Source organism: Brucella pseudintermedia (assembly GCF_008932435.1).
Taxonomy (GTDB): domain Bacteria; phylum Pseudomonadota; class Alphaproteobacteria; order Rhizobiales; family Rhizobiaceae; genus Brucella; species Brucella pseudintermedia.
The window spans coordinates 1-12045 of record NZ_WBWE01000022.1 but is presented as its reverse complement, the minus strand read 5'-3'; the positions used below and the strand labels follow the sequence as shown (position 1 = coordinate 12045).

Genomic DNA, 12045 nt, shown 5'->3' with positions numbered 1-12045 from the left:
CGTTTGTTTTCCTGAAGCCATGCTTGATCTTCTTTCACAGGTTTTGCACGGTCTTATAAGTGCGGGTACAGCCGATGAAGCGGATATCCAATCTGAGGTCTCAGAGTGGCGAAACCAAGTATACTATCAACACCAAAATTCCTCTCGTTTCCCTGCGCCAGGCGCTTGTGGTCGCCGAGTATCTTAGTTTCCGTCACGCCGCCAGTGCGCTCGGCGTAACGCAATCGAGTGTCAGCGCCCGTATCAAGGCGCTTGAGGAAGCCCTCGGTGTTCTCCTGTTCGAGCGGAACACCCGTGGGGTCCGGCTGACGGAGGCCGGTCGTCGCTTTGTGGAGGAGGTTGAGCAGGCTCTGCAGATCCTTGATCGTGCTGTAAAGACGGCCGGGATGCTGGCGCGGGGCGAAGAGGGGGAACTCCGTATTGGTGTACATGCCCTCATATCAGGCGGATTCCTCGACCGACTGCTGGAACTGTTCCATCAGAGGAATTCGGGCGTGTGCCTGCACATAACCGAGGGCACCGCACGCGACACGCAGGTCATGGTACGCGAAGCAGGACTTGACCTGGCCTTCATGGCTGGGGAGTGCCGAGCTCCTGATCTCCATTCCGGTGTGATCTGGCGTGATGCGCTTATGGCGGTCTTCTCGGACACCCATCCCCTGGCTGCAAAGACGCACGTCGAATGGAGCGACCTGTCAGGCGAAACCTTCATCGTCCGCGATGGAGGCACCGGTCCTCAGGTGCGCGACCTGATCTTGGTACGCTTTGCTGGCGAATGGCAAATTCCGATCATTCGCCAGTTCAATGTGGGGCGCGACGCCTTGCTGTCGATGATTGCCCACGGGTTTGGCATTTCTCTCCTGGCCAGAGAGAATGAGTTAGCTGCACCGCCAGGTGTTGTCTTTCGTTCCATTCTGGACGAGCCTGGAACGATAGCCTTCTCTGCGGTCTGGTCTCCGCACAACCGCAATCCGGCGCTTCGGAAACTGCTCGGTCTGGCCAGGAGATTGGGGCGGTCTCACACAGACCACCGATTCGCTGCGTTGCAGCCTGTTGCTTTCTGTGACGACACCGCAACCCGTCCTTTTTGCCGCCCATAGCATCCGGTAGCCACTCGCATAATTATTGGCGGTTGCCTTCCGCAGGGAAGGCAATTCTTTGATTGGCTCCATTTCTCTTGCCGACTGGAGCTTGTATGCGTGGAGGGCGAATCCTTTGGGGTCAGATCGCTGTCGTCTTCACCATCGTTCTGGTGACGACCTGGGCAGCGACGCAATGGGTCGCCTTCCGCCTCGGCTTCCAGCCGCAGCTTGGTAATCCGTGGTTCGAGCTGGTGGGCTGGCCGGTCTATTATCCGCCGGCCTTCTTCTGGTGGTGGTTTTCGTTCGAAGCCTATGCGCCTGCGATCTTCGTCGAGGGCGGCATCATCGCCGTATCGGGCGGTTTCCTCGCCATCGCCGCCGCCATCCTCATGTCGATCATCCGGGCGCGGGAGGCGCGCAACGTCGCGACCTACGGCTCGGCACGATGGGCGGAGGACAGGGAAATCCGCGCAGCCGGCCTACTCGGCCCCGATGGGGTGGTGCTTGGCAAGCACGAACGCGACTATCTGCGCCATGACGGCCCGGAGCACGTCCTTTGCTTCGCCCCGACCCGCAGCGGCAAGGGTGTCGGACTGGTAGTCCCGACGCTGCTGACCTGGCCGGAAAGCTGCATCGTCCATGACATAAAGGGTGAGAACTGGACGCTGACGGCGGGCTTCCGGGCAAGGCACGGCCGCGTGCTGCTGTTCGATCCGACCAATGCCAGATCGTCCGCCTACAACCCGTTGCTGGAGGTCCGTCAAGGGGAATGGGAGGTTCGGGACGTGCAGAATATCGCGGATATTCTGGTCGATCCCGAAGGCAGTCTCGACAAGCGCAATCACTGGGAAAAGACCAGCCACAGCCTGCTGGTCGGCGCGATCCTGCATGTCCTTTATGCGGAGAAGGACAAGACGCTGGCGGGCGTCGCCAACTTCCTGTCCGATCCCCGCCGCCCCGTCGAAGCGACGCTTCGCGCGATGATGGACACGCCGCATCTCGGCGAGGCTGGCGTCCATCCCGTCATCGCGTCGTCGGCCCGCGAGTTGCTGAACAAAAGCGAGAACGAGCGCAGCGGCGTGCTGTCCACAGCCATGTCGTTCCTGGGTCTTTACCGCGATCCGGTTGTGGCGCGTGTCACCTCGCGCTGCGACTGGCGCATTGCCGATCTGGTCGGGAACAGGGAGCCTGTAACGCTCTATCTCGTCGTGCCGCCGTCCGACATCAACCGCACCAAGCCGCTTATCCGTCTGATCCTCAATCAGATCGGCAGGCGGTTGACCGAGGATTTGAACACTTCGGCCAAGCGTCACCGGTTGCTGCTGATGCTGGACGAGTTTCCAGCACTTGGCCGGCTCGACTTTTTTGAATCGGCGCTCGCCTTCATGGCGGGCTACGGCCTCAAATCCTTCCTGATCGCCCAGAGCCTCAACCAGATCGAGCGCGCCTACGGGCCGAACAACGCGATCCTCGACAATTGTCATGTCCGTGTCAGCTTTGCGACCAACGACGAGCGTACCGCCAGGCGGGTGAGCGACGCGCTCGGCACCGCGACCGAACTGCGGGATTCAACCAACTATGCCGGGCACAGACTGGCCCCATGGCTCGGGCATTTGATGGTGTCGCGGCAGGAGACGGCCCGGCCGCTGCTCACGCCGGGCGAGATCATGCAGCTTCCACCCACCGACGAAATCGTCATGGTCGCAGGAACACCGCCGATCCGCGCGAAGAAGGCGCGGTATTTCGAGGATGCGCGGTTCATGGAGCGCATCCTGCCGCCGCCTGATATGGCCATGGCGTCGAGAGACGCACTCTCCACTCCAACAGATGACTGGACGAGCCGCATTGTCGCGCCAGTGCACCAGTCCGCCGCGAAACTCGCGGATAGCGCAGGCGGCGATCCCACCAATGCGGGCATCCGCCGCGAGCCGGAATTGCCGGACCATGAGGAAATACTTCCTCCACAGGCAGCACCCGCACAGGCATTCGAACTGCTCGACGACGAACCGGATATTGATACGGCGAAAGCCCGGGCAATGCGCCAGCGCATGCGGATGGTGGCGCGGCAGGTTGCCATGAACCCAGATGACGGAATTGAACTTTGAGGCAGCGCCATGGCGAAACGCACTCGCATGAATGTCTATTTCGACCCGGAACTGCTCGGGCGGGTCAAGGCGCTGTCTCTGCGCCGCAGGGTGTCGCAATCCGCCGTCATTGAGGCTGCTGTTGCCTCTTTTCTCTCTGGTGATACCGCCGAGCATCTGGAAGCGGCCATGTCCCGCCGCCTGGACAGGATCAGCCGCCAGATCGACGCGCTCGATATCGATGTCGCCATCCTCGGCGAGACCCTGGCGCTCTTTATCCATTACTGGATGACGGTTACACCGCCTTTGCCGGAAAGCGCGCGACAGTCAGCGCGTGCCAAGGGTACCGAGCGGTTCGAGGGCTTCATGCAGACGCTCGGCCGACGGCTGGCGGCGGGCGACAGGTTCCTCAGGGAATTGTCTCGGGATGTCCCCGGCGAAGAACCCAAAGCCCCGGCGTCAGAACCGCAATTGAACCCGGCTAACGTCCAGCCCTCTTGGCAATGAGCTGGATCTCGCGGACTACCGCAGCCGCCAGCTCATCCGTCGGCCTCTCGCCTTTCAGCCTGAGAACCGGAACCGATTGCTGACCGAGCCAGCGTTCATGCTGGGCAAGGTTCCGTCCGGAGAACTGCGGATCATCATAGCCCGATGCCCATTCCCGGAAGGCCAAATGCGCTTCATGCATATCGCCGCCAGGCAGGATGCGATTCCCGTGGCGCGCCGCCTCGCGCTGGTCGAGCCGTTGCAACCTGATGGCTGCAGGAGTGTAAAGGAAGACGATCAGGTCGATGTCATGGATCAGGGCGTCTCCCCATCCCATAAAGGAGCCGGTCAAAATCCATCCGTCAGACGCTTTTTGCCGTTCGGCGATCAGCCGCACGCGCTCCCCGGGTGGGCGCTTGATACTGAACGGCGGATCGGTCGGCATCCAGTAGAAATCGTCGACATCTATATGCAGTGTGCCAGTCCACTCTGACAATACCGCACCGAGTGTCGAGACGCCCGAACAGGACGCCCCCATTATGTATATTTTCGGGCTGATGTTCATTCGGTGCGATCCCGTCATCGTTTCCTGTCCTCATATCTATGCAGTTTGACCCGCTCAATAGTTCCGGGCCGAACCTGTCCTTTTTGCCGTCGATCACCGTATCCCGCCGCACGCGCGTAAATACTTGTTGAGGCAGACAAAAATCAGGTTCTTTTAATCGACCCCGATCCGGGGATCGCCTGTCGCGTCCCCGCCCAGACACCGGGGCCGACATGACCGCCAACCACCACAGACCGGAAGCCATCCAGCGCGGCGCGCGCATGTTGCGCACCGCGCTCGGGCCGTCCATTGCCCGGTTTCTCGAAGACCCTGCAATCATCGAGGTGATGCTGAACCCGGATGGCCGCATCTGGGTGGACCGGCTGTCGGAAGGGCTGGCCGATACCGGGGAACTACTATCGGCTGTCGATGGCGAACGCATCGTGCGTCTGGTCGCCCATCATGTCGGTGCGGAGGTTCATGCCCGCAGCCCGCGTGTCTCGGCCGAGCTTCCCGAGACCGGCGAGCGGTTCGAGGGGCTGTTGCCGCCCGTAGTCGTCGCGCCGGCCTTCGCCATCCGCAAGCCCGCCGTCGCGGTGTTCAGCCTCGACGATTATGTGGCCACCGGCATCATGACCGCCGATCAGGCCGCGACCCTACGGGCAGCCGTTTCTTCCCGCGCCAACATCCTCGTGGCGGGCGGCACCAGCACCGGCAAGACGACGCTGACCAATGCGCTGCTCGCCGAGGTGGCGAAGACGGCCGATCGCGTCGTCATCATCGAGGACACGCGCGAGCTGCAATGCGCTGCGCCCAATCTCGTGGCCATGCGCACCAAGGATGGCGTGGCGACGCTTTCCGATCTGGTCCGATCCTCGCTGCGCCTGCGCCCCGACCGCATCCCCATCGGCGAGGTGCGCGGATCGGAAGCCCTGGACCTGCTCAAGGCGTGGGGCACGGGACACCCCGGCGGCATCGGCACCATCCATGCCGGTTCCGGCATCGGTGCGCTACGCCGCCTTGAGCAGCTCATCCAGGAAGCTGTCGTCACCGTCCCGCGCGCGCTGATCGCCGAGACCATCGACCTTGTTGCCGTCCTTTCCGGGCGCGGTTCCGCGCGCCGGCTGGCCGAACTCGCCCGCGTCGACGGGCTGGGGCCGGATGGCGACTACCGCATCACCCCCGCGACCAGCCCAAAAGGAGACCCCGAATGATCCATCACGCCTCCCGTCTGCACCGCCAGCTCACCACGGCCGCCACCATCGCCGCGCTCGCCATGTTCATGGCTCCGGCGGCCCATGCCTCCGGCTCCTCGATGCCGTGGGAGCAACCACTTCAGCAAATCCTTCAGTCCATCGAGGGGCCGGTCGCCAAGATCATCGCCGTTATCATCATCATCGTGACCGGACTGACGCTGGCCTTCGGCGATACGAGCGGAGGGTTCAGGCGCCTAATTCAGATCGTGTTCGGCCTCAGCATCGCATTCGCGGCGTCGAGCTTCTTCCTGTCGTTCTTCTCTTTCGGCGGCGGGGCGCTCGTTTGATGGCGGGCGGTCTCGAACAGCTCGACGCGGTGCCGGGTTTTTCGATCCCGGTCCACCGTGCACTGACCGAGCATATCCTGCTCGGCGGCGCACCGCGCTCGATCGCCATCATGAACGGGACGCTGGCCGGGGCAGTCGGACTCGGCCTGCGCCTCTGGCTGGTCGGCCTTGCCATCTGGGCCATCGGCCATTTCGCGGCCGTTTGGGCGGCGAAGCGCGATCCGCAGTTCGTCGAGGTTGGGCGCAGGCACCTGCGCATCCCCGGTCATTTGGCGGCGTGAGGACGCGGTCATGATGAACCTTGCCGAATACCGCCGCACCGCCACACGGCTCGCAGATTATCTGCCATGGGCCGCGCTTGTTGCTCCGGGCATTGTGCTCAACAAGGACGGGAGCTTCCAGCGTACCGCGAGATTCCGCGGCCCCGATCTGGATTCAGCCGTTGCGGCCGAACTGGTCGCCGTAGTCGGGCGCATCAACAACGCCCTGCGCCGTCTCGGCTCCGGCTGGGCGATTTTCGTCGAGGCGCAGCGCAATGAAGCTGAGACCTATCCCGACAGCGTCTTTCCCGATCCAGCGTCCGCCCTGGTCGATGCCGAACGGAAGGCAGCGTTCGAGGAAGCCGGGGCGCATTTCGTGTCGGAATATTTCCTGACCTTTCTCTGGCTGCCGCCTGCCGAGGAAGCGGCCCGAACGGAGGCCTGGCTCTATGAGGGCAGGGACAAAGCGGGCGTGGATCCAGGGGAGCTGCTGCGCAGCTTCATCGACCGCACCGACCGCGTGCTGGCCTTGCTCGACGGCTTCATGCCGGAGTGCCGCTGGCTCGATGATGCCGGCACGCTGACCTATCTCCATTCCACCATATCGACCAACCGGCATCGCATCCGCGTGCCGGAAGTGCCGATGTACCTCGACGCGCTTCTGGCCGATCAGCCCCTCACCGGCGGGCTGGAGCCGCGCCTTGGAGACGCACATCTGCGTATCCTGACCATCGTGGGATTCCCAACCGCGACGACGCCGGGGGTTCTGGATGAACTGAACCGGCTTGCCTTTCCCTATCGCTGGTCCACCCGCGCCATCCTCATGGACAAGACGGAGGCAGCCCGGCTGCTGACGAAAATCAGGCGGCAATGGTTCGCCAAGCGGAAGTCCATCGCCGCGATCCTCAAGGAAGTCATGACCAACGAGGCATCGGCTCTCGTTGACACCGACGCCGCCAACAAGGCGCTCGACGCCGACATGGCGTTGCAGGAGCTTGGGGCGGATGTGGCAGGCATGGCCTATGTTACGGCCACCGTCACCGTTTGGGATGCCGACCCGCGCGTGGCGCAAGAGAAGCTGCGCCTGGTCGAGAAGATCGTTCAGGGCCGTGACTTCACCGCCATGGCCGAGACCGTCAACGCGGTTGACGCATGGCTTGGCAGCCTGCCTGGACACGCCTATGCCAATGTCCGCCAGCCGCCGGTCTCGACGCTCAACCTTGCCCACATGATTCCGCTGAACGCCGTATGGGCAGGGCCGGAACGGGACGAGCATTTCGGTGCGCCCCCTTTGCTCTACGCCAAGACCGAAGGCTCGACCCCGTTCCGGTTTTCCCTTTATGTCGGGGATGTGGGCCACACGCTTGTCGTCGGCCCAACCGGCGCGGGCAAGTCCGTGCTGCTCGCCCTCATGGCCCTGCAGTTCCGGCGCTATGCCGGAGCGCAGGTCTTCGCCTTCGACTTCGGCGGCTCGATCCGCGCCGCCACGCTGGCGATGGGCGGCGACTGGCACGACCTCGGCGGACGCCTGACCGAAGGCGCGGACGCTCCGGTCCTGCTCCAGCCGCTCGCCCGTATCGGGCACGCGCAGGATCGCGCCTGGGCCGCCGACTGGATCGCGGCGATCCTCACGCGCGAGGGGCTGACGGTCACGCCCGAGGCCAAGGAGCATGTCTGGACCGCGCTTTCGTCACTGGCGTCTGCGCCGGTCGAGGAACGCACCCTGACCGGCCTGTCCGTCTTGCTCCAGTCCAGTGAACTCAAGCTCACCCTGCAACCCTATTGCGTCGGCGGCCCCTACGGGCGGCTGCTCGACGCGGAGACCGAAAATCTCGGCGATGCTCCGGTTGCCGCCTTCGAGACCGAAGGTTTGCTTGAGACTGGCGCGGCGCCCGCCGTGCTCGCCTACCTGTTCCACAGGATCGCCGACCGCCTCGACGGACGCCCCACGATGATCGTGGTGGACGAGGGCTGGCTGGCGCTCGGCGATCCGGCCTTCTCAAGGCAATTGGGCGAATGGCTGGTTACGCTCAGAAAGAAGAACGCCAGCGTCATCTTCGCCACCCAATCGCTCGCCCAGCTCGAAAAGAGCACCATTGCCCCCGCCATCATCGAGAGCTGCCCAACGCGGATCATGCTGCCCAACGAGCGGGCCATCGAGCCGCAGATCACGGCCATCTACAGGCGGTTCGGCCTCAATGACCGCCAGATCGAGATTCTGGCGCGGGCAATCCCGAAGCGGGACTACTACTGCCAGAGCCGCCGCGGCAACCGGCTGTTCGAGCTGGGCCTGAGCGAAGTCGGCCTCGCGCTCTGCGCCGCGTCCTCCAAATCCGATCAGACCGCCATCGAGCGGATCGTCGCCGAGCATGGCCGCGACGGCTTTCTCGCCGCCTGGCTGCGCCATCGCGGCGTCGACTGGGCGGCCGACCTCATTCCCAGCCTCACCAACCTTGGCGGCCGGCCGGAAACCGCCGCGCCGGCGGCGCCAGAGACCACCGCAGGAAAGGAGCCTCTTCGATGATCCGTGTTCCCGTCCCCCGTATCGCCGGCGTATCCATGGTCGCGCTGGCGCTCGCCATGCCGGTAGCCCTGTCGCCCATGCTGGCAAGTCCAGCGCTGGCGCTCTTTGGCTTCGGCCGCATCGTCTATGACCCGTCCAACTATGCGCAGAACGTTCTCACAGCCGCACGGACTCTGGAGCAGATCAACAATCAGATCCGCAGCCTTCAGAACGAGGCGCAGATGCTCATCAATCAGGCCCGGAACCTGGCGAGCCTGCCCTACAGCGCTCTTCAGCAGATTCAGCAGAACGTCAGCCGTACGCAGCAGCTTCTCAATCAGGCGCAGAACATCGCTTTCGAGGTGCAGAGCATCGACCAGGCGTTCCAGAGCCAATATGGCAGCGTTTCACTGTCGACCACCGACCAGCAACTCGTCGCCGATGCGCGCGCCCGCTGGGAAAACACCGTGGGCGGCTTGCAGGACGCCCTGCGCGTGCAGGCCGGCGTCGTCGGCAACATCGACACCAACCGCGCCGAACTGGCTGCACTCATCGGCCAGAGCCAGAATGCTGCCGGCGCGCTGCAAGCCACGCAGGCCGGCAACCAGCTTCTCGCTCTCCAGTCGCAGCAGCTTTCCGACCTGATCGCGCTGATGTCGGCCAACGGCAGGGCCGAAGCGCTGATCGAGGCCGAGCGCGCCACCGCCGCCGAACAGGGCCGCATCCAGCGCGAGCGCTTCCTGACGCCGGGCAGCGGCTACCAGCCCGGCAACGCGCAGATGTTCAACAACGGCAACAACTGAGCGACGGGAGGAGCGCTCATGGACACCGGGATGCTCGCCCGGCTCGGCGCGGTCATATTCGTCGCCATCGCAATCACCACCACGGTGGTCGAGATGTCGCGCAGGGACGATCCCGCGCCATTCCGGCCGGCTCCGGCGCTCCAGCCCCCGGCTGATCCGCTGCGCCAGAGCCTGCGCCGGTGCCAGCAACTCGGCGAGGCGGCCGTGAGCGATCCCGCGTGCCTTTCAACATGGGCCGAAAGCCGCGACCGCTTCCTGGGCCGCACACCCGAACCAGACGCTTCCCGGCAAGACGAAGGGCCATAGCCCATGGGCGGAACCGGCGTCATAGACTCCTTTCTAGGGGTCTTCACCAGCTACATAGATTCCGGCTTCGGCCTGCTCGGCAGCGAGGTGGCGTTCATCGCCTCGACCCTCATCGTCATCGACGTGACGCTTGCCGCGCTCTTTTGGGCATGGGGCGCGGATGACGACATCATCGCCCGGCTGGTGAAGAAGACCCTGTTCGTCGGCGTCTTCGCCTATCTCATCGGCAACTGGAACAGTCTGGCGCGGATCGTCTTCGAGAGCTTCGCCGGTCTCGGGCTGCAAGCCTCGGGAACCGGCCTCTCGGCCGCAGATCTCATGCGCCCCGGTCGCGTCGCGCAGACCGGCCTCGACGCCGGCAGGCCGCTGCTCGAGTCGATTTCCGACCTCATGGGCTACTGGTCGTTCTTCGAGAACTTCATCCAGATCGCCTGTCTGATGTTCGCCTGGGCGCTGGTGCTGCTTGCCTTCTTCATCCTCGCGGTCCAGCTTTTTGTGACGCTCATCGAGTTCAAGCTGACCACGCTCGCAGGCTTTGTCCTCATCCCCTTCGGCCTGTTCGGTAAGACCGCCTTCATAGCCGAGCGCGTGCTTGGCAATGTCGTCTCGTCCGGCATCAAGGTGATGGTCCTTGCCGTCATCATCGGCATCGGCTCGACGCTGTTTTCGCAATTCACGGCCGGCTTCGGCGGGCAGACCCCAACCATCGACGATGCCATGGCGATCGTGCTCGCCGCCCTCTCGCTGCTCGGCCTCGGCATCTTCGGTCCCGGTATCGCCTCCGGTCTCGTGAGCGGCGGTCCGCAACTCGGCGCGGGATCAGCCGTCGGTACCGGGCTTGCCGTAGGGGGGGCCGCCCTTGCCGCAGGCGGTGCGGCCGGTCTCGCCATCAAGAGTGGCGCTGCCGCCATGTCCGGTGGAGCCGCCGCCGTTCGGGGCGGCGCGACCGCCGCAGGCGCGGCGAGCGCAGCCTACAGCGTCGGCTCGCTCGGCCAGTCCGGCGCGGCAGGCGCCGCCTCCGGCCTCGGCGGCGTTGCGCGCGCCGCAGGATCGGCGGCCATCTCGCCCCTGAAACGCGCCGCCGCGCGCGCCAGCGAAAGCATCAAATCCAGCTTCACCGCTGGCGCACGCGCGGGCTTTGCCGCCGGTGGCGGCACATCGTCCATGGGAACGGTGGGCGGCGTAAGCGCCGATCTCCCCGCCGCGCCGTCCGGCCCGGCCGGCGGTCCTCCCGCCTGGGCGCAGCGGATGCAGCGCCGGCAGGCCCTCAACCACGGCGCCACCATGGCCGCCCATGCAGTGCGCTCCGGCGACAGCCATGGCGGCGGTTCCTCCATCAACCTTTCCGAAAGCGACCGCTCATGAACATCTTCAAACGACCAGCAACCCACTACGGCAAATCGCCGGAACCCGAGACGCCCTATCAGAAGGCCGCTCAAGTCTGGGACGAGCGCATCGGCTCGGCCCGCGTGCAGGCGAGGAACTGGAGGCTCATGGCCTTCGGCTCCCTGATTCTTTCGGCGGGTTTCGCCTCGGCGCTGGTGTGGCAGTCCGCACGCGGGACCGTGGTGCCCTGGGTGGTGCAGGTCGATAATCTCGGGCAGGCGCAGACCGTCGCACCGGCCGTCGCCGACTACCGCCCCACCGATCCGCAGATCGCATGGCATCTCGGCCGCTTCATCGAGCAGGTCCGGTCGATTCCGGCCGACGCCATCATCGTCCGCCAGAACTGGCTTCGCGCCTATGAGTTCACCACCGACCGGGGCGCGGCGGCCTTGAACGAATTCATGGCGGCGGCCACACGCCACCAAGGCGTACCGCGCTTCATGGTGCTGGATGATGTGACCTCAAGTTTTGACGCCGGACATCAGTTCAGCCTGATGGACACGATCCGGACCAAGCTGCGCTACGGTGCGCCGAATGGCCTGCCGGGCGGGCTTCAATTCATCATCCTCAGCCATGACACGTGAGCTACTCCCCAACTCTTGGACAGTTTTTCGGTTTTTTTAAGCTACAGCCTGCACCTGCTGATCGGTTTGGGTTGCGGTGAAGTAGACCACGGCGGGCGGTTGACCGCCATGGGCAGAGTGTGGGCGATGATGGTTGTAGAAGGTGATCCAGCGCCCGATGCCAGCCTTGGCCTGCGATCCTGTTTCCCAGGCGTGCAGGTAGACGCATTCATACTTCAGGGACCGCCAGAGGCGCTCGATGAAGATATTGTCCAGACAGCGCCCCTTGCCGTCCATCGAGATCCGGGTGCCGATACGCTTTAGCCGGTCGGTCCAGGCGAAGGATGTGAACTGGCTGCCCTGGACGCCCTTCTGTTTGTCAAGCGACGATCCTGGTTTGATTGATCTGCTTCTGGCGACGCATGATGATGCCGAAGACTTCCCGAGCGATGTAACGTTTCAATGCCCGGATTGCATCGAGCTTG

11 protein-coding genes and 2 pseudogenes are annotated in these 12045 nt (G+C 64.2%); 11 read left to right on the top strand and 2 right to left on the bottom strand.

Annotation, left to right across the window (positions count from 1 at the left end; genetic code table 11):
- Positions 1-74 precede the first annotated feature (74 nt).
- From F9K78_RS20855 to F9K78_RS20845, 3 genes are all read left to right on the top strand, one after another.
- Complete coding sequence (locus F9K78_RS20855) at positions 75-1100, top strand: LysR family transcriptional regulator (protein ID WP_119043059.1); 1026 nt, start codon at positions 75-77, stop codon at positions 1098-1100.
- Positions 1101-1195: 95 nt separating this feature from the next.
- Positions 1196-3187 carry a conjugal transfer protein TraG gene (locus F9K78_RS20850; protein ID WP_119043057.1) on the top strand — a complete coding sequence of 664 codons (1992 nt, stop codon included), beginning with the start codon at positions 1196-1198 and terminating at the stop codon, positions 3185-3187.
- Between the two features lie 9 nt (positions 3188-3196).
- Positions 3197-3673, top strand: a complete 477-nt coding sequence (locus tag F9K78_RS20845; protein WP_151682706.1) for a ribbon-helix-helix domain-containing protein — start codon at positions 3197-3199, stop codon at positions 3671-3673.
- Here the strand turns inward: F9K78_RS20845 and F9K78_RS20840 are convergent.
- On the bottom strand, positions 3648-4217 hold the full coding sequence (locus F9K78_RS20840) for an ATP-binding protein (RefSeq protein WP_151682705.1): 570 nt from the start codon (positions 4215-4217) through the stop codon (positions 3648-3650). The genes F9K78_RS20845 and F9K78_RS20840 overlap by 26 nt on opposite strands.
- A gap of 212 nt (positions 4218-4429) precedes the next feature.
- Between F9K78_RS20840 and trbB the strand changes: the two genes are divergently transcribed.
- The 8 genes and pseudogenes from trbB to trbF all read left to right on the top strand — a co-directional run.
- Complete coding sequence (trbB, locus tag F9K78_RS20835) at positions 4430-5410, top strand: P-type conjugative transfer ATPase TrbB (RefSeq protein WP_024849912.1); 981 nt, start codon at positions 4430-4432, stop codon at positions 5408-5410.
- Complete coding sequence (locus F9K78_RS20830; RefSeq protein WP_113501325.1) at positions 5407-5739, top strand: TrbC/VirB2 family type IV secretion system protein; 333 nt, start codon at positions 5407-5409, stop codon at positions 5737-5739. The genes trbB and F9K78_RS20830 overlap by 4 nt, the downstream gene beginning before the upstream one ends.
- Entirely contained in the window at positions 5739-6020 is a 282-nt protein-coding gene (locus tag F9K78_RS20825; RefSeq protein WP_113501326.1) for a VirB3 family type IV secretion system protein, read from the top strand. The genes F9K78_RS20830 and F9K78_RS20825 overlap by 1 nt, the downstream gene beginning before the upstream one ends.
- A 10-nt stretch (positions 6021-6030) precedes the next feature.
- On the top strand, positions 6031-8523 hold the full coding sequence (gene trbE / locus F9K78_RS20820) for a conjugal transfer protein TrbE (protein WP_151682714.1): 2493 nt from the start codon (positions 6031-6033) through the stop codon (positions 8521-8523).
- The gene (gene trbJ, locus F9K78_RS20815; RefSeq protein WP_113501328.1) at positions 8520-9305 is read left to right on the top strand and encodes a P-type conjugative transfer protein TrbJ; all 786 of its coding nucleotides are present in this window, start codon (positions 8520-8522) and stop codon (positions 9303-9305) included. Before trbE ends, trbJ begins: the two co-directional genes overlap by 4 nt.
- 18 nt (positions 9306-9323) lie before the next feature.
- A complete protein-coding gene (gene trbK-alt, locus F9K78_RS20810; RefSeq protein WP_121983897.1) occupies positions 9324-9611 on the top strand; it encodes a putative entry exclusion protein TrbK-alt in 288 nt (95 codons plus the stop codon).
- A gap of 3 nt (positions 9612-9614) precedes the next feature.
- Positions 9615-10976 (top strand): P-type conjugative transfer protein TrbL, encoded by a 1362-nt coding sequence (gene trbL, locus F9K78_RS20805; protein ID WP_151682704.1) that lies wholly within the window; start codon positions 9615-9617, stop codon positions 10974-10976.
- Positions 10973-11461: pseudogene (gene trbF, locus F9K78_RS20800) on the top strand (conjugal transfer protein TrbF); the annotation flags it as partial. The gene trbL and the pseudogene trbF, both read left to right, overlap by 4 nt.
- Positions 11462-11617: 156 nt before the next feature.
- Here the strand turns inward: trbF and F9K78_RS20795 are convergent.
- Positions 11618-11923, bottom strand: a pseudogene (locus F9K78_RS20795) (transposase); the annotation flags it as partial.
- Positions 11924-12045 lie beyond the last annotated feature (122 nt).

Bases quoted from the DNA above. Each gene is read 5' to 3' on its own strand.
- F9K78_RS20855 (WP_119043059.1), top strand. From the start codon at position 75: ATGAAGCGGATATCCAATCTGAGGTCTCAGAGTGGCGAAACCAAGTAT.
- F9K78_RS20850 (WP_119043057.1), top strand. From the start codon at position 1,196: ATGCGTGGAGGGCGAATCCTTTGGGGTCAGATCGCTGTCGTCTTCACC.
- F9K78_RS20845 (WP_151682706.1), top strand. From the start codon at position 3,197: ATGGCGAAACGCACTCGCATGAATGTCTATTTCGACCCGGAACTGCTC.
- F9K78_RS20840 (WP_151682705.1), bottom strand. From the start codon at position 4,217: ATGAACATCAGCCCGAAAATATACATAATGGGGGCGTCCTGTTCGGGC.
- trbB (WP_024849912.1), top strand. From the start codon at position 4,430: ATGACCGCCAACCACCACAGACCGGAAGCCATCCAGCGCGGCGCGCGC.
- F9K78_RS20830 (WP_113501325.1), top strand. From the start codon at position 5,407: ATGATCCATCACGCCTCCCGTCTGCACCGCCAGCTCACCACGGCCGCC.
- F9K78_RS20825 (WP_113501326.1), top strand. From the start codon at position 5,739: ATGGCGGGCGGTCTCGAACAGCTCGACGCGGTGCCGGGTTTTTCGATC.
- trbE (WP_151682714.1), top strand. From the start codon at position 6,031: ATGATGAACCTTGCCGAATACCGCCGCACCGCCACACGGCTCGCAGAT.
- trbJ (WP_113501328.1), top strand. From the start codon at position 8,520: ATGATCCGTGTTCCCGTCCCCCGTATCGCCGGCGTATCCATGGTCGCG.
- trbK-alt (WP_121983897.1), top strand. From the start codon at position 9,324: ATGGACACCGGGATGCTCGCCCGGCTCGGCGCGGTCATATTCGTCGCC.
- trbL (WP_151682704.1), top strand. From the start codon at position 9,615: ATGGGCGGAACCGGCGTCATAGACTCCTTTCTAGGGGTCTTCACCAGC.